This is a genomic window from Pseudomonas sp. MF6747 (genome assembly GCF_963890955.1).
GTDB lineage: Bacteria > Pseudomonadota > Gammaproteobacteria > Pseudomonadales > Pseudomonadaceae > Aquipseudomonas.
The window spans coordinates 14,703-30,366 of sequence record NZ_CAWPSZ010000026.1; the positions used below are offsets into that span (position 1 = coordinate 14,703).

At 57.7% G+C, this 15,664-nt stretch carries 18 protein-coding genes; 1 reads left to right on the forward strand and 17 read right to left on the reverse strand.

The features are described 5' to 3' along the window. Positions 1-320: 320 nt before the first annotated feature. From AACW30_RS21210 to AACW30_RS21255, 10 genes are all read right to left on the reverse strand, one after another. Complete coding sequence (locus AACW30_RS21210) at positions 321-542, reverse strand: hypothetical protein (RefSeq protein ID WP_200625672.1); 222 nt, start codon at positions 540-542, stop codon at positions 321-323. A gap of 775 nt (positions 543-1,317) precedes the next feature. Further along, positions 1,318-2,514 (reverse strand): hypothetical protein, encoded by a 1,197-nt coding sequence (locus AACW30_RS21215; RefSeq protein ID WP_200625673.1) that lies wholly within the window; start codon positions 2,512-2,514, stop codon positions 1,318-1,320. 44 nt (positions 2,515-2,558) lie between these two features. Next, entirely contained in the window at positions 2,559-2,885 is a 327-nt protein-coding gene (locus AACW30_RS21220; protein WP_200625674.1) for a hypothetical protein, read from the reverse strand. A 607-nt stretch (positions 2,886-3,492) separates the two neighbouring features. Then, entirely contained in the window at positions 3,493-3,774 is a 282-nt protein-coding gene (locus AACW30_RS21225; RefSeq protein WP_200625675.1) for a helix-turn-helix domain-containing protein, read from the reverse strand. After that, positions 3,771-4,097, reverse strand: coding sequence for a type II toxin-antitoxin system RelE/ParE family toxin (locus AACW30_RS21230; RefSeq protein ID WP_200625676.1), 327 nt, complete (start codon positions 4,095-4,097; stop codon positions 3,771-3,773). The genes AACW30_RS21225 and AACW30_RS21230 overlap by 4 nt, the downstream gene beginning before the upstream one ends. A gap of 783 nt (positions 4,098-4,880) precedes the next feature. Continuing rightward, entirely contained in the window at positions 4,881-5,852 is a 972-nt protein-coding gene (locus AACW30_RS21235) for a hypothetical protein (RefSeq protein ID WP_200625677.1), read from the reverse strand. A gap of 231 nt (positions 5,853-6,083) precedes the next feature. Continuing rightward, on the reverse strand, positions 6,084-6,278 hold the full coding sequence (locus AACW30_RS21240) for a hypothetical protein (protein ID WP_200625678.1): 195 nt from the start codon (positions 6,276-6,278) through the stop codon (positions 6,084-6,086). Positions 6,279-6,390: 112 nt separating this feature from the next. Further along, positions 6,391-6,951 (reverse strand): lysis system i-spanin subunit Rz, encoded by a 561-nt coding sequence (locus tag AACW30_RS21245; protein WP_200625679.1) that lies wholly within the window; start codon positions 6,949-6,951, stop codon positions 6,391-6,393. Then, positions 6,933-7,478: a glycoside hydrolase family 19 protein gene (locus tag AACW30_RS21250; protein ID WP_200625680.1), complete on the reverse strand. Its 546-nt coding sequence runs from the start codon at positions 7,476-7,478 to the stop codon at positions 6,933-6,935. The genes AACW30_RS21245 and AACW30_RS21250 overlap by 19 nt, the downstream gene beginning before the upstream one ends. Positions 7,479-7,535: 57 nt before the next feature. Beyond that, on the reverse strand, positions 7,536-8,582 hold the full coding sequence (locus AACW30_RS21255; protein ID WP_200625681.1) for a phage late control D family protein: 1,047 nt from the start codon (positions 8,580-8,582) through the stop codon (positions 7,536-7,538). A gap of 85 nt (positions 8,583-8,667) precedes the next feature. Here AACW30_RS21255 and AACW30_RS21260 point away from each other — a divergent pair, with 85 nt between their 5' ends. Then, a complete protein-coding gene (locus tag AACW30_RS21260; RefSeq protein ID WP_339385062.1) occupies positions 8,668-9,126 on the forward strand; it encodes a hypothetical protein in 459 nt (152 codons plus the stop codon). Here AACW30_RS21260 and AACW30_RS21265 read toward each other — a convergent pair. From AACW30_RS21265 to AACW30_RS21295, 7 genes are all read right to left on the reverse strand, one after another. Then, complete coding sequence (locus tag AACW30_RS21265) at positions 9,123-9,329, reverse strand: tail protein X (RefSeq protein WP_200625683.1); 207 nt, start codon at positions 9,327-9,329, stop codon at positions 9,123-9,125. The genes AACW30_RS21260 and AACW30_RS21265 overlap by 4 nt on opposite strands. After that, a complete protein-coding gene (locus AACW30_RS21270; protein ID WP_200625684.1) occupies positions 9,304-10,170 on the reverse strand; it encodes a phage tail protein in 867 nt (288 codons plus the stop codon). Before AACW30_RS21270 ends, AACW30_RS21265 begins: the two co-directional genes overlap by 26 nt. A gap of 9 nt (positions 10,171-10,179) precedes the next feature. Beyond that, on the reverse strand, positions 10,180-13,014 hold the full coding sequence (locus tag AACW30_RS21275; protein WP_200625685.1) for a phage tail tape measure protein: 2,835 nt from the start codon (positions 13,012-13,014) through the stop codon (positions 10,180-10,182). Between the two features lie 148 nt (positions 13,015-13,162). Further along, entirely contained in the window at positions 13,163-13,471 is a 309-nt protein-coding gene (locus AACW30_RS21280; protein ID WP_200625686.1) for a phage tail assembly protein, read from the reverse strand. A gap of 11 nt (positions 13,472-13,482) precedes the next feature. Continuing rightward, positions 13,483-13,986 (reverse strand): phage major tail tube protein, encoded by a 504-nt coding sequence (locus AACW30_RS21285; protein WP_200625687.1) that lies wholly within the window; start codon positions 13,984-13,986, stop codon positions 13,483-13,485. A 12-nt stretch (positions 13,987-13,998) separates the two neighbouring features. Beyond that, positions 13,999-15,171 carry a phage tail sheath subtilisin-like domain-containing protein gene (locus AACW30_RS21290; protein WP_200625688.1) on the reverse strand — a complete coding sequence of 391 codons (1,173 nt, stop codon included), beginning with the start codon at positions 15,169-15,171 and terminating at the stop codon, positions 13,999-14,001. A 101-nt stretch (positions 15,172-15,272) separates the two neighbouring features. Next, the coding region (locus AACW30_RS21295) for a tail fiber assembly protein (RefSeq protein WP_325167604.1) at positions 15,273-15,664 on the reverse strand (392 nt) is incomplete at its 5' end.

Consider the following 15,664-nt stretch of genomic DNA (forward strand, 5'->3'; position numbering starts at 1 on the left):
CCGCCTGAAAAATAATTCAAAAAAAGTCGGTTTTTAACGTCAGTTTGCAACTGAAATCGCTAAATACAGGGACATACCGAGAAAACTTTCCATGTCCTTAAAATCAACCCTCGACCACATTTCATTGGTCCTCAACATCACCATAAGTGCCCTAACCCTAACGGCCCTCATTCAAACCCAACTCCACCTGGAACCACCGGCCCCTATCGTCGTGGCCCTTCCCTTGACGACGTTACAGGTCATTCAAAAGTGAAGGACTAAAACACCCCGTAAAGGTGGGATTTTCCCACCTTTGGACCGATCAGTCCCCGCGTGACGGGTCACGCTTGCGGGCTTTCCTCGATCCCCCACGCATACGCCGCGTCGGCTTGCTCCAGCAGCTCGGCCAGCTCGCCGGCATCAATCACGCCCTGGGCGTGCAACCGGTTGGCCAGCTCGATCAGCGTCCGCTGGTGGCCTTCGGGATCCTTGAGCAACGCGGCCTGATCGTCATACAGCGATTGCCACTGTTCCAGGTTGGGGGTTTGCGTAGTTGGGTTCATTGGGCAGCCTGCAATAAGTCGGGTATACCTGGTAGACCGCTTGCACCTGGTAAGGTTTGGTTTATCCCGACAGGCCGTCACATATTATAATATTGCGGCATCTGGCCAACTTGGCTATTTCACTTTTTGGTAGGCAAAAAAAAAGGACCGTCATGGTCACTTTCTTTATGCTTACTTACGCAGCTTTACCGCTGTTGAGGTATCACCTCCGGCTGACAAATCAGCCTTTCTACCGGCCTTTGAGGCCCGTATTGCTGGCCTTTAGGGCCTTCTCCCGTGGGCACATCCCCGCCTTGCAAAACCATCAAAACCACCCACGCAACTACTCTTATTGTTTTATACAACTCTTTCGGTTTTTTCATAAACGCCCTCTTATTATTAGTTATTTTCGCAGGCAAATCACCACTACAAAACTATCTTATAAGGCTCAATGTTCTCTCTGCTACAAATACGATAACATTTAAAAAGAGAAGCGCAATAGCAAAACCAAACTATTTTCAATAAATATTATAATGTTCAAAAGTATAACTAACTTGTGGAAGTTGCCAACTTTCTAAAGTTGCATATAGTTGCTCGCAATAACCGTGCTTTTCGGCTGTCTTCACGAACGGCCGCACTGGATGCGTTGTAGCAGCCAGGACACCAACGGCAACCATAGACCGCACATGCCTCCCCGCAAGCCTCACAGGTACCGTTCGCATGATCAGGGTTTTGCGGGAAAGTTTGAGCGTTCAGCTTCATTCGGGTGATCATTTCGTTATGCGTAACGCCTGACTTACTCGCCAGGCTGCTCTCGGTAGTCCGTCGACAGTCCTGCATTCTTGAGGCGCTTAGTCAGCGTGTAGTTGGCCTGAAACGCTTTATTGCGCTCGGCCTCCAGCAAAGCCTGCTCCCGCTCCAACGACTCAATGCGCTTAGCCATTGCGGCGCGCTCATCGGCGACGGAAGCCGCGCTATTTAACGCCTCTATCAGCCGCAGGTTTTCCATACGCTTGCGCTCCAGCTCGTCGCGCAAGAACGCGGCAGGCCGGTAAGTGCTGCGACCCGGCTCAGCCAGGTAGCGGCCGTTATCGCCTTCTGGCCACAGCTTCGTCAGCAACGCATCAAAGCCGGGCTTCTTAGTGGTGGCCCAGTTGTTGTGGCGGTGATCCAGATCCTCATGAGCCAGTACACCCAGGCTCAGCACCATGCGGTCAGTGCGGGTCAACTTGATGGCCTGCACGCCCTCGGCGGCCTGTGCTTGCTTACGCTCGCGCGCTCGTTGCCGGAATAGCCGCTGCCGCTCTTTGTTGCTTAAGGGCACCTTGGCGTCAGGGTCTTTCGGCGCATCGCCGAACATGGCCATTTGGCCATCCGCGCGCACGCCAGCCAGCGCATCGGCTAACCACGGCCAGACCTTGCGGTCTTTCTTCGCCGCGTATTCGCGATCAATCGCGGCCGCCTTACCCTCGCCGGCCAGTAGCTCCAGCACCTCGGCACGTACCGCCTGATCCACCGTGCGCCCCAGGTGCTGCGTGGCATGCATGTACTGATGCCGGTAGCCAGTAGCGCTCAAAAACGGCTTATCAAAGTCAACCGCGCTCAACTCGGCACCGCAGTGATTCGACATCGAGTCAGGGCACATTCTGACCACAATGCGCATGCCCTCGACTTCCAGCAGGAACTCCCCCGCCTGACCCCACCCTGGCACCTGACCAGGCGTCGCGGCAAATTTTGCCTCCAGCTCTTTCTGGATGCCGGCACACCCGAAGTGCGTGCCGCCGTTGAGCTTAATCACGCAAGCGCGATAGACCACGCTCGTGTCATCCAGCACCTGCACATCACCGGCCAGCATGGCGTCATGATAAAGCTGACGCACACGCGAAGCGCGTAACTCCAGCTCGGCAGGGTCAGATGGCAACGCCTCGACCGCTGCAATGAACTCGGGACGCTCTTCAAGAGGTACATACGCCATGGTTTTCTTACGGGTCATTGAGGGAACTCCAACGCTAGCCCCGGCTTGCCGGGGCTACATCCTTAAAGGTGGGTATCGAGACCAGTCAGGCGAGTGAAGGATCGTTGAAGATCCTTACAGTAGATCCCGTCTTCACGGGCCTTTTCGGTGAAGTCGAAGCGCGCCCAGCGACCGGCGATTACGTCGTAAGTGTCCATTTCGTTCAGCTCGATGCGGATCATGTTGATCCCTGCTGATGCGAAGTTGGCCGGCAGTTTGAATTGCAGACCTTTGGTCGTGGCCGCCACCTCACGGGCACCGGTCATCATCAGGAAGCGACGCGCGCCCAATTGGTCAAGGATGGCGCCGGCAATTTGCTGCGCCTCAGTCAGTGGCTTGGCTTGATTCATCGGTAGAACTCCGGTTTGGCCTTAGCGAGCTGCTTGGCCGTGCTTGAAATTCTACAGTAATAGCTATTTAGCACAATAGCTATTTAGCTTATTCGCTAAAAAACAGGCGTAAAAAAAGCCGCTCTGGCGGCTCCTGACAATGCAGTTATAGCTATTAAGCTAAAACGCTATTTAGCAATATGCCTCATAGGTTCAGACAGCCCGAGATAGACAGCCAGAATGTGCCAGGCGGCCCAGGGCATAGATACTTCATCACCAACCCATGCGCGAAACTTGCGGGGATCACTTCCTACCAAACGCGCAACCTGGCCGCCCGTCATCCCTGCCACTGTCACCAAGGCACGGACCTCTCCAGCCGTAGGCCTAAAACCGTCAAGCCGTGGAACATCGAATAGCCCAGGCCGATCAAGCCCAAGAACAGCCAGGCAATCAACCACCTGCCCTCTGACTTCAAGCGCGGCTTGCAAGCGCAACGCTTGTGCACATGCCTGACTTATTTCGCTCGCATCACAACCTACATGTGACCCGTCACGCAATCTCAACACGTACAAGCTCAATCCTCAGTGATAGCTATTTAGCTTAATAGCTATAACGCTAAACATGCTTATCAGGCGGCGGCCAACTGTACGCGCACCACCAGGCCGGCCGAGGCGGCAAGGTCAACCAATGCATCCAGGCTAAAAAGATCAACCCGACCGGCCTTGAGGTTGGAAAAGCGTGGCTTGGTAATTCCCAGGCGACGAGCCTTTTCGGTGTCAGTACCGGGCCAAGCTTTGATATTTTCATTAAGCTCGATCATCAGGCCAGATCGGGCTTGCAGGTGGGCCGCTTCCTGGGGGGTATCGGCCAGGGCTTCCCACACACTGCCGAATGTTTGTTCGTTGCTCATAGAGTGCCTCTCATCAGGTCGCGCAGCCGACTGGCTGCTAAGTCAATGTCGCGCTTCTCGGTCTTCTGCGTTGTTTTACGGAACGCATGCAAGACATATACAGCATCCGGCAGGGTGGCCAAGTAGATGATCCGAAATGCGCCGGACGCTTCCCGCACGCGCAACTCCCGCACACCTGGGCCAATCGTTTTCATTGGTTTCCAATCTTCCGGCTCGATACCACGTTGAACTCGGTCCAGTTGATAGCCTGCCATTGACTGAGCGGCCGGCGGAAATTCCCGCAGTTGGTCCAGGGTGTCACCAAGAAAAGTAAGCAGCTTCATGCGAATATTCCGAATTCCGTCGCACCATTGTTATCGAAACCGATAACAAGTGCAAGATGATTCGCCGTCACTTTTGGCCGCCTCAGAGCCCCGTGGAGGCGCGCAAGAGCACTAGCGCCGCACTGGGTACATTACGCTCCCAACATCGCCACATCCGGCGCATAGCAAGGACAGCGTGAATAACGCGAGTAAGCCCACCCCTCAACCTGATCAACTGTGACGCGAAGCGGCACGAGCCGCAGGCAGGCGCGTGAAGGCGCGAAACGCCATTGCAAAGGTTTCTGTCGTGTTGAGTGTTGAATGGCGTGCAGCAACTGGAGCGGGCCTACAGCTGGAGAAACGGAGGCGGCACGGTTGGCTCAGCGTCCCGCCGTGCCGTAGGCACGAAGTGCGGGCGGCATAGTTGCAGCCATGGGCTGCGTCATAAAACGGCTCTCGGCTTGCAGAGGCATTAAAACAAAGGGCTAACCACTGCGTAGCTGAGGTTAGATCTAAAGATTCTCTCCTCAGAGAGAAACAGCAGAAGCACAGGGGGTACTTAAAAAACTGGTAGAACGCCTAATTTTCTATCTAAAACACTTAATATTTCACTTTAAAGGTCTGCCGGCGCGGGCGCCCTTCCTGGGCTGCGCGCAGGCATAAAATCATCAAAAAATAGAGGCGCTGGTGAGGAGTAAACGTCGAGGGTAGGCATGCTAAGGGGAAAACCGTGCCAGGCAGGCACGGTGAAGCGCTATCAGGGCTGATAGCGCAAAGGGAGGGAGAGATGTGGGGCTACGGGCGTTAGTCGCCCTGTCGTTCTCGTAACCAGTCGTGGAAGGCGGGGAACTCGCGCATGACACGGCGAGAAACTTCAGACTGTGATAGGTCAGAGTGGTTACGCAGCAACTCCGCGTGCCGATCGCGAATCTCAGCCGCATACTCAGCTTTCGCGTCGTCATAGTTAACGGTCTTGGCGCGGCGCTGGCCAACAGCGTGCGTCACCACGCCGCTTTCGCCCTGGGCACGCCGCAAGCCTTTACGGGCATTGTCTGCATCAAACTCGCGGGGAAACCGCTCTTTGTAGCCCCGGCGAAGCTTCTTAATCTCGTTGGAACAGTGGGTGCGAAACTTCTTAAGCGCCTCAAATGACACGGCGCCCAGGGCTACTAGGAAGTTTTCGTTTACACGCTTGATCGCCGGCCGGGCGCGCTTGGTGCCATCCGGCTTTTCGACATATTGCAGGTAGACATCAAAGGCACCGGCCTTGCGCAGACGCCTAAACGCACGCCAGAACCGTTCGGATGGCTCGTCAGGATGCGCGGGGTCTTTTTTCTTCTTCAACAGCCCGGCAATGGCGGCCAGCTCCGTACAACTGCGCGGGATAAACTGGCCATCCGCTTTCGGCGTGCCAACCCTCAGCGACGCGTATTCGGTGAAGTACAGAATAGCGCGCATGACCAGCACCTCTACGGCGCGGGCCTCTGATCGGTTTTTGCGTGGGTCACCGGACTTGTTACGCCGGCCGTTGAGGTTGCCCAGGCTGGGGAGAATATTAAGCGGGGCGTAGTAATAGCCTTTGACCGCCTCGACCAGCTTACGCATAACCTGCGGAATCGAGGTCGACCACTCCGGCTCACTGAACAAGTGGAATTCCGGTTTAAGCGGATTGTGGCCACAACGGTTGCCCGTACCCAGGTTTTCCCCGGAGTGCGGGTATGGATTGCGCCCCCACATGATGGAAGGCCGACCCAGACAGGTCGATACGTCGGTCATTGACTCTTTCCCCTGAGCAATACGCTTGCTTAGAAGAAGACCGACGGCTAAACTCTGACCTTGCTGCGGTCGCGTAGAGTTTCTTTCTCGCCGATCTCCAAAAAGCCTGGGGCGCCAACCCCGGGCTTTTTTCTTTTCTAAACCCTTGTTTTTTCTATCTCTAAACTCTTTGGCCACTCGGCCAACCAGCGCGAATATACCACGCCACTCGCCTCGCAACACTAAAAGTGTTCAGATTTTTTCTTGTTCGGCCTCGCCTTGCAGGCTGCCGACTGCCCCCAATACTAGCCGTAAAGAGCAAATCATGCCTTTGGGGGTTTGATCGTCGCTGTCTGTCACCTGCAACAACCATGTCATGTAAGCGTGTATTCCAGCGATGGTATCGCCGTTGGTCTCACCTATCAAAGGGTTTCCATTTATGGACATTTCTACTCAATCCTTGCTGTCGCTATTGCCAAGCATTCTACTCACTGGCAGAACACATGGATATATATACAGTAGTGGTTCGTCAGATCCCACGCCCACGGGCTTTAGCCGCCTATAAATTGGGCGCCTTGTCCGTCTTCAGAGCCTCTAAAACCCAGCCCTGACAAGCCGCCAGTGCGGTCAATCCTTCGTCGCCGTCACCGGTGATGCCGACAATTCGTTGAGCATGCGCTGGGTCAAGTTCGGCGCGCGTGACTCCATGATCCACGCCGCCGGCGCTGGTGGCGGTCGACACCCCCTCGACACTTGAGCGGATGGCTCCACCGGCGAGGAGGACTGACAGCCGCAAATCAGTAGTGGCAAGGCGATCAAACACAAGCTGGCGAGCTTTCTTTGCATCAGTGAGTTCCTTGTAGTGGGTTATTTCGTCGGCCTTCATTCGGTCTTCCAGGGCCAGGCGCTGGTCCTGCTCGTGCTTGAGCTGCGCGGCCGTCGCCGCCGCAATGTCTCGCGCCTTCTCGGCGGCCTTGATTTCTTGCTTGGCCAGCAAGCTACCGTAACGCCAGCCCTGCACAGTCCAGGCGCACCAGGCGCCAGCGCCGGCGATCAACAGCACCACCACTACAGACGCCCAGGGCCGCAGCGGCGCGGGGATTAGGCCGAGGGCAGACATAGCACCACCTTGGCCTTGGCCCACAGCTCCAAACGATCCTCCCGGCCGGTCTGGCCACCGTTGATAATCCGCGTGATGCGGTCGAAAGAGCCGGCGTCTGCCAGGGCGTTCAACCCCCTCGTCGACCAGAACCACGCCGCCGACATCGCCGCATGCTGTGGCAGCTCCAGCAGCTCAGGACTGCCAATGAGGTCCAGGCCCAGCGCCTCGCCGCACGCTGCGTAATTGGCCCGGCCGGTGATCTGGATCAAGCCACGGCCGCGATACTTCGAGCCGTCACCCTTCTGGGTGTTGCCCAAGTCTGCGCGGCCTTCGTAATCGGCTTGCTGCTTGGTGGGCCCCCATATCTCGCGCACCCACCGCAACTGGCCTGACTCGTGCCCGATTTGAGCAATGAACGCGGCCACGCGCAGCTTGCCAACGACGCCATAGCGGCCCATGGCCGTGTTCAGCACAGGAACAAAAACGCCGGCTTGGCGGCCGGCGTTCGGGAGGATTTGCAGCAATTGCTGCTGGGTGATCGGCATACAGACTCCTAACAGGATAAACCCCGCCTGGCGGGCATCAGTGGCAACAAATCCGGGTCAAAGGTTTACAACCTTGCCCGGGCCTTGTTGTTTCTTCTTTTTCTTGCCTTTGGCGGTGGCCTTACCCTTTTTCCCGCCATTGCATTCAACGGTCGTACTCCAGCCCGACTGGGTGAAAACCTGTTCCACCGAATCCACTAGGTACTCGCCATCCAAACCCACCTTGAAGCCCTGGGCGTTGATTTGCCGCTCTGCAAATAGATCAGTGCGGCCGGGCATTTCCAGGCGCACGCCGGCGGTTGACCGGTTGAAGGCGGAAAGCCTGGCTTTGGCCGCTTGCTCAGCGGCGCTCTTGTTGGGGTAGATGTGCCGGTCTGTGTGGATTGGGGGCAGACCGCCCGGGGCATCCTCGTTGTCCAGAGTGACAATCGAAAGCTTTCCAGTGGCCTTGTCTTGGTGCTTGGTCGCCACGGCTTTGTGGGTATGACGGTCGCCCAGCCTGAATTGCCAGCGGCTTACATCGCTGCGCGTTACGGTAACGACGCTCAACGCCTTCCCGCTTGCGCTTTGCCCACCCTGCCTGGGCATGACTACAAGCTTTCCGTCACCGACCTTCGCCGTACAGTCGTATTGCTTGGCCAAGCGCGTGATGAAATTAAAATCTGACTCGCTCAGCTGGTCAGTCCTGGGCACTTTCGTGGCGACCGAACATGCCGGCTGCCAGCCGTTCCTGGCCGCGATATCGCGCACGATTTCCGACAGCGGCACGTTTTCCCAGCTGCCGTTGCGAATAGTCTTGCCGCTCCCGCGCATGTCGCTGGCCTTGCCCCTGATTACCAAGGTGTCCGGCGGGCCGGACAACTCCACCTCGTCCACGACATAACGGCCCAGGCGGGCCAACCCGCTGCCGACATAGCCCAGGTAAATCTCAATGCCGGCACCGCGCGCCGGGAGTGAGACCACACCGTCACGGTCATCAATGCGCAACTCAAACTCGTCGGAATCCATCCCGGGCTTGTCCGAAGTGCGCAGCAGCAAAAGCCGATCGTTAATCGCAGCGGTAATATCAGCGCCGTCCGCGACGATGCGAAAAGTTGGTTTCATTGGGCGATCCCGAATGACGGATAGACTCAGGGCCTGGCCGCTATAGAATTTGCGGCTGATCAATCAGCCAGTAAGGAATGAATGGATGAAACGGATTTGCCTAGCGGGATTGCTCGCTTGCGCTGCCCTGCCAGCTATCGGCGAGGAAAAGCTCAGGATTATTGATTTGGGCGAGCCCGACCCAACGACCAACCAGATAACCAGCGAGCCGAAACCGCCCGCAACAGCACCCACAGCGCGCCAGGCGCTGGCGTTTATCGAGCGCTTGAGGTCGACTGTAGAGAAGGGAATGGAACAGCTCAGAAGCCCGCAAGCTGACCCCACCCTAAAGCGTCGACAGGCTCAAGCGCTGGCCGCGCTTGAGGATGAAGCGCAACGGTTTGGGGTGCTGTTTACGCCCTTTCACAAGTGCAATGAAGCCGCTATAGACGCGGCATCAGCCTGGCAAGGGCTGATAGCCAACGATGCCAAACGCTTCGATAACGCGTTCGACAGCTACGCCAAGGCCGAGACGGAATGCCGAGAGGCGGCGGACCAAGGCTAATCCCACAACATCACGACTTCTTCCCGCGCGGCAGGCAGGTCAGGCAGCACAATGACCACGCCGGCGCGGTAAGGCTGCACCTCATCGGCCAGTCCCTGATTGGCGTCTAACACGGCCTCCATGGTGCCGTTCAGGTGGCCATAGAAGTTATAACAAATGGTGTCCAACACATCCCCATCAGCTGTTCTGCATGTCGTCGCCATAGCGCACAAACTCCAAAGTAAACCCCTGTTTGCGCGGAATGGCACCTGGCAACAGCGCGCTTTGTTCTTCCTCAATATTCTTGAGGCACCAGTTGCCCAGGACATGGCCATAGCCGGTGGTCAACCCCAACGGCAGAAGACGCGAACCAATGCGGCGCAGCGTATCCAGCTGCTTTAACCCCCCCTTGAAGCCCGGAAAAATGGCGCCCTTGAGCGTCATTTTCTCTTCGCCCATGCCCACGGCTTGCTGCGCCGGCCGCCGGCTTAAACGCTCCTGCGAAGCCCAGCGAAATTCGGTAGAACGCCGCAGCTCATCAAAAGCCGCCGTATCCAAGTTGAAGAAATACGGCTCTTCCTTAGGGTCTAGCGGCTGGATGATCAGCAGGTGCGGGAACGGCTTAACCGCCTCCGGCGCCGGCGTCGCGTTGGTGGCAAACGCTCCCGTGGGGAAGATGTTGGCCAGCGACGGACTGACCTTGCCGGCAATTTTGTTGATCGCCGCCCCGGCCCTCCCAGCTTGTTCTTTCAGCACTCCCATACGTTCGTCAATTTGCGACACGGCTCGGGAAGCCTTGTTATAGGTCTCCAACACAGTGCCGACCTTTGCCTGGGCTGCGTTCACGCCGCGCATTACGCGCTGAAGTTTTTCACCGACGGCCGGGCCAATCACTGGCAGCCCCTCCAACTCCGACGCCGCCCCAGTGATTTCGCCAATAGCCCCATTAAGGGGACCAAGCATTCCATCGAGGCTACGCCGGCCGGCCTCTCCAGTCGTGGCCAGGTACTTAAGCCCGGCCTGGAGCTGGTCTAAGTACCCCGGGTCTTTCGTGTCTTTGTCCACTACCACCCCTTACCCCACATGAGGCTCATCAAAAAGACTTGCACTTGAAAGCTGACGGCTAATTTCTTGCCGATGGTTTTGCAAGTACGGTTCAATTTCTCGGGCCAGCTGTTGGGGGTCTTTCACATCCCCTTTCACGGTCAAACTGAACGGCGCCGTCACATGCACCACCTGCTCAAACTTCGCCCGTTCTGGCTTCACCGGTGGCACCGGCTTAGGGAGTAACGCACTAGGCTTAATGGCCGGCGCCTGGGCCAGCGCTCTAACCAGATCGCCAACTTCAGACCTTGGACCGTTACGCGTAACGCCCTGTCCATCAAGGGCACGATCAGGCATCAACGCCGGTGCCGGCGTTTCTCCCTTGCGCCCGCTGGCTGGCACACCCAGAGGAACCGGCAACAACAGTGCTGGCCTGCTAGGGCGCTCTGGCAGCCCACCAGGCGCGGCGGGAGCTGTCACACGTACGACCGGGGGCCGAGCAGGCGCAGCATCACGCCCAGGAACAGCCCGACCACCCTGCACAGGCGTAGGCGCCAATGTCACGGGCGCCGCGTTACGCCCTGGCGCCGTAACGGGCTCCGTCCTCGAGGTCGGCCCGGGCGCCGTTGTCGGGGGCTGAAGAAGCATCAACGGCACCGGCGCCGCCACTTTCTGCGGCGCTTTGAATGACGCTGCAATATCCCCCAACACCGGCGGAATATTCTTGCCGGCATCGGCCATCATCAGCGGCCCGGCCGCCGGCATTACCTTGGTCGCCGGGTCACTACCAAACATAGCTTTCCCGGCATATCCGCCCAGGGCTTGGCCGCCGGTACTGCCCAAATAGGCGCCAATCAGGCCGCCTACCACGGTACCAATGACCGGCACCATCGAACCAATGGCAGCACCAGCCGCAGCGCCGGCTAAAGTACCGGCCAAGTTGCCTGCCGCCTCGCCATAACCCTCAGCCATTTCATCGCGGGTTTCTGCGTTGTCGTAGGTATCCTTTGCCATCAACAGCGAATCGACCGCTGCAAACATGGCCGTACCCTTGACCATGCCCCCGGTGCTTATTCCTCCACGCTGTTCGACTGGCGCAGCAGCCGGCGCCGCTGTTGGGGCCCTCGCGGCCGCCGAAGACGGCTTGCCCTTCTTGGCCTTCTTGCGGCGCTTACTGTCACCGGCATCCATGCCCGGCCCATCAAGGCCCCCGGCCGGCATATTGGTCACGATCACACGCTGGGGGATATTTGGATCACCGCCGCGCAGCCCACCACGGGCGATATTCAAAAGCCCCCGGCCGATCTTCACGCTGCTTACAACGCCCCGAAACGCGATAAGTCCGGCAGTTATCGCGGCGACGCTGGAAACCACCTTGGGCGACTCATCACCCAGCGAGCTAAGCCCACGGCCAACCCAAGCCAGGCCATCCGCCACACCATCGGTCATTGGACGGATAGCGTCGCCAATCATGCGCATAGAGTCATCCATGCTCTGCGCCATCTCGGCCCACTTCTGCGCGGATGCCTCCCGGCGCTCGGCCAAGTTCTTATCCAAAATGCCCGTGGCAGACTTGGATTCGTTCTTGAGCTGTTCGTACAGCGCTTTATTCTGCGTGTAGGCCGTGAGGGCGGCTTTCACTTGCATGTCGGCAAAAATATCGCCGGTTCGCAATGCTTGCTCCAAAGAGTTAATCATTGCCTTGGCTTTTACCGGGTCGGTCTCCTTATTGATCTTTGCAGTAGCTTCGGCCATCGCCTTTGCCTTCGCCGGGTCCGTCGCGGCGACGTAGCGCTGGGCCAGCGCCAAGCTCGCCTCCAGGGTCGACATGCCTTTTTGCAGCCCTGTCTGCATGGAGCCTTGATAGTCGATTCCAGCCTTCTTGTAGGCCGTTACGGTATCGCGAGCGCCGATCTTCTCCATCCAGTTTTTCAGGTTGTTTGCCGCCTCATCGGCACCACCTGCAGTTTTCATCTGAACTTGAAGCATGGCGCCCAGCTGCGTAACGGCGTCCATGCCGGTAATGCCCAGCTTGCCCATGCCCGCCAGCATTTCCGGGGCCCATCGGGCCATATCGCTGGCCTCAAAGCTGCCGGCCTGGCCCTGATAGGCGATGGCCTCAAGGGCTTGTTGCATGACCTTGGGGTCGCTGATTTTGGCGTTCTGCCCTAGGGCGTTGATCATCTTCGCGGTGTCTTCAGCCCCCGCCCCCTGCCCCACTACAAACTTGGCGGCCGTAGGCGCATACGACAGCGCCTCAGCCAGATCCATGCCCGCCCCAACCAGGGAGTTCACCACTTGCGCCACTTCGTTGCGACCCATGCCCGAATCACGGGAGGTCTGCAAAATGGTTTGGGACATTTGCTTTTCTTGCGGGGCATTGGCAACGCCCGCCTTGATCGCAATATCCCGAATGATTGCGCCATAGTCAGCGCTGACCTTCGTAGGCACTGCCACAGCGGCCGAAAACCCCACAGCCTGACCTACAGTGCTTTTGATGCCCTCGCGGCCGGCCTGGACTTGTTGGTGGCCCAGCGCTTTAAGCTCAGCATTGCGCGCCGTGCGGCCCAACGTTTGATAAGCCTTTTCCAACCGGCCGACTTCGATGCCCTGTTTCTTGAGGCTGGCCAGGTTGGCGTCAAGCTTGGTTAGTAGTGTGCTTGCGCCCTTTTCACCCGCCAGGTGTGCCTTGCGCCACTCCTCACGAAGCCGGATTGTGTCGCCAATGGTGTTTTGAAGCACCCGGGCTTTAGCACCGGTTGCCTCCAGGCGCTTTATGCGGCTTTCAACGTCCTTGAACGCCGAACCCACAGTGGAACTGACAGCCCCACCAATGACGATACCAAGCGCTAATTTGCTTGCCATGTGCTTGCCCTATGCGTCGGATGGTTCAACAGCGGCTCAATCCGTGAGCCACCACACCATGTCTGAAGCCGGCATGTCCAAAAGCTCGGCGGCCGAAAAATGCAGCTCCGCCGCCAGGCGCTTAGCCATAATTTTCAGTTGCCCGGCATCACACCCCGACTTCGTTATCCAGGCGAAAATAGCCTTCCTGAAGACGCTTGTAGTCCACCGTCTTGATGGCCCCCAAGTCCTTTTCTCCGATTTCGGTAAGGCTGCACAGCAGGTTCACTTCCAGCTGTTCCTGATCGCCGTTAGTGGTGGCACCAGCGGCGCGCAGATCGCGCAGGCACGGCGCGCGCATCTGGATCTTGTCCACCTTGGTGCCATCGACCTCAAGCGGATACTTGAGCTTGACCACGGCGCCGGCCGCTGTCAGTTCCAGCCATTCAGGCAATGTGTTTGCGTTCGATTCTTTCATGTTCTTTATCCTTAAAGGGCCAGGGCGCTGCGCATCGCTGCGTATTGGTCAACACCGTTGATAACGCGGACACAGGCAACGGGGTCGATTTCGTACATCACACGGCCGTCGATTTCCAACTTGTAGTAGGTGACGGCAATCGAGTGTTTAAGCTCGGCCTTTTCACCGGCTTTCCAGTCGCCCATATCCAGCTCTTTGAGCATGCCGCGAACTGTTGCGACAACAGGGGTGATGCGCCCCTTCTGGCCTTTGAAAGCACCACGGAAAACCGCATTACATGCGGTCTGATCAGCGAGCCCTAGGTACTTCATGGACTCGCGGCGAACGCCGGTCGTGACAAAACCGGCCTCCATCTTTTCCAGGCCCATATCCATTTCGATAGAGCCACCCATACCGCCGCCGCGAAGTTCGTCAGTCTTCACCACGATCTTGGGGAGGGTCATGCTTGGCACGTCACCCGAAAAGCTAATGCCGTCCACGAACAGGTTGGTATTCACCAATACTTCAGGAATCATTTAGCGGCCTCCTTAGGCGGCAGTGTCGAGGACTTCGGTCAGCCACTGATTGGTGACTTCAACGCGAAAGTTAGGGTTTTCGGCCGGCGGCACATCGGTAAACCGAATGTTCCAAAACACCTTGCCTTGCTCCAGCTGGGTCGCCGTATTCAGCTCGGTATCTGCGTAAACCTCGAAGTTGATCACCGCGCCCTGATTTTTCAGGTCACGCATGAACGCCTGTAGCCCTTCGGTCACGTCGCTGACGTAGGTCTTGGTAATGCTGCGATCCACCGCCCACTTGTGGCCGGCCAGGATTGCGTCCATCACGATATCGACCGTGCGAACACGGGTAACGAATGCCCATTTCGCATCACTGGAAAGCGTACGGTTGCCCCACAGGCGGTAGCCGTCATCACGGATGATGGTGGCAATATTCGCGTTATTGAGCAGGTTTGCCCGGCACGTTTCGTCACCGTCCAAGAACTCGATAGGGCGGGTGGTACCGGTGATGCCAACAAACTCCTTGTTCGACGGCGACGCCCAAAATCCGTACTCGGCATCGGTGTAAGCGAACATCCCCGCCGCCCAGGCCGACGCCGGGGAATCAATGGTCTTGCTCGCCACAGTGTCGAACTGCTGAACACCCGGATCGACCATGTAAATACGCTTACTGCCAAAGTTTTTGGCGTACTCCATGGCCGCTTCGTCGGTAGTGTTCGGACCATCGACGATTGCAATAGCGCGCAGTTTCGCGGCCAGGCCATCCATGGCGGTGGCCACTGCTTGAGTAGCGGAATGACCAGGCGCCACCAGCAGGCGCGGCTGGGCGTTGAAACGGCTCTTGCCGTCCAGCAGGGCCTGAAGCCCCGTACGCTTACCATCGGCCTTAACGCCACCGATAATGGCCGAAGTTTGCAACGCCTTGTCTTCAAGCTTGGCGACGCCGCAAGCCACAATCACAGCTTTGGAACGTGTAAAAATTGCCTTGGCGGCACGCGTAATAGCGGAGTCGGGACCGAAAGCGGCAACGGCTTCGCTTTCGCGCGTCAGTAGCACCAGGTCGCCAGGTTGTGCGGAGAATTCCGGCGCCACGGTGAAGGTGTCTACCAGCCCGATGATGGATGACGACGGCAGCGAAATAGTGCGCGCGCCGGTATCTACCAGCGTTACTGTTACGCCGTGAAAACGACTTGTAGTAGGCATGTGCCCAATCTCCATAAACAAAAAAACCCCGCGAGTGCGAGGCTGTTAGGGGTTTGTTGTTACGCGTAACGGAAAAGAAAACGCCGCGTAAGTGCGGGTCGTTACGTTAAGGCTGCAAGCCAGCCAGGTGGGGCCGGACGATGAGCGTCAGAAGGAAACGAGCGGCTTGTCGGCCAGTCACGTAGATCCAGTCGATAAGCCTGCATTTGCTGATACTGGGCAGTCGTTAGGGTTGTAGCGCGCTCGGCGTCCTGTTCATCCCTGTGTCGGGTGACCATCGTGTCAGTTTTGGTAAGCAGCGAATCACGCCAAAAGCGCTCCCGCTCAACTTGCTGTTCAAAAGTCGGTCCTGGGCGATCGACAGCTACCGGCTGACCGGCCTTGTCGGCAACGATTTGCTTGCCAAGGGATTGAGCCTCTAGCAACTCCTGACGCAGATCCTCGGTAATCTCTACCGCGTCTTCTGGCAATTGATCGCCGTAGATGTCGGCAT

What these genes read in the sequence shown, in the direction of transcription:
- AACW30_RS21210 (WP_200625672.1), bottom strand. Translation starts at nt 542, where the DNA reads ATGAACCCAACTACGCAAACCCCCAACCTGGAACAGTGGCAATCGCTG.
- AACW30_RS21215 (WP_200625673.1), bottom strand. Translation starts at nt 2,514, where the DNA reads ATGACCCGTAAGAAAACCATGGCGTATGTACCTCTTGAAGAGCGTCCC.
- AACW30_RS21220 (WP_200625674.1), bottom strand. Translation starts at nt 2,885, where the DNA reads ATGAATCAAGCCAAGCCACTGACTGAGGCGCAGCAAATTGCCGGCGCC.
- AACW30_RS21225 (WP_200625675.1), bottom strand. Translation starts at nt 3,774, where the DNA reads ATGAGCAACGAACAAACATTCGGCAGTGTGTGGGAAGCCCTGGCCGAT.
- AACW30_RS21230 (WP_200625676.1), bottom strand. Translation starts at nt 4,097, where the DNA reads ATGAAGCTGCTTACTTTTCTTGGTGACACCCTGGACCAACTGCGGGAA.
- AACW30_RS21235 (WP_200625677.1), bottom strand. Translation starts at nt 5,852, where the DNA reads ATGACCGACGTATCGACCTGTCTGGGTCGGCCTTCCATCATGTGGGGG.
- AACW30_RS21240 (WP_200625678.1), bottom strand. Translation starts at nt 6,278, where the DNA reads ATGTCCATAAATGGAAACCCTTTGATAGGTGAGACCAACGGCGATACC.
- AACW30_RS21245 (WP_200625679.1), bottom strand. Translation starts at nt 6,951, where the DNA reads ATGTCTGCCCTCGGCCTAATCCCCGCGCCGCTGCGGCCCTGGGCGTCT.
- AACW30_RS21250 (WP_200625680.1), bottom strand. Translation starts at nt 7,478, where the DNA reads ATGCCGATCACCCAGCAGCAATTGCTGCAAATCCTCCCGAACGCCGGC.
- AACW30_RS21255 (WP_200625681.1), bottom strand. Translation starts at nt 8,582, where the DNA reads ATGAAACCAACTTTTCGCATCGTCGCGGACGGCGCTGATATTACCGCT.
- AACW30_RS21260 (WP_339385062.1), top strand. Translation starts at nt 8,668, where the DNA reads ATGAAACGGATTTGCCTAGCGGGATTGCTCGCTTGCGCTGCCCTGCCA.
- AACW30_RS21265 (WP_200625683.1), bottom strand. Translation starts at nt 9,329, where the DNA reads ATGGCGACGACATGCAGAACAGCTGATGGGGATGTGTTGGACACCATT.
- AACW30_RS21275 (WP_200625685.1), bottom strand. Translation starts at nt 13,014, where the DNA reads ATGGCAAGCAAATTAGCGCTTGGTATCGTCATTGGTGGGGCTGTCAGT.
- AACW30_RS21280 (WP_200625686.1), bottom strand. Translation starts at nt 13,471, where the DNA reads ATGAAAGAATCGAACGCAAACACATTGCCTGAATGGCTGGAACTGACA.
- AACW30_RS21285 (WP_200625687.1), bottom strand. Translation starts at nt 13,986, where the DNA reads ATGATTCCTGAAGTATTGGTGAATACCAACCTGTTCGTGGACGGCATT.
- AACW30_RS21290 (WP_200625688.1), bottom strand. Translation starts at nt 15,171, where the DNA reads ATGCCTACTACAAGTCGTTTTCACGGCGTAACAGTAACGCTGGTAGAT.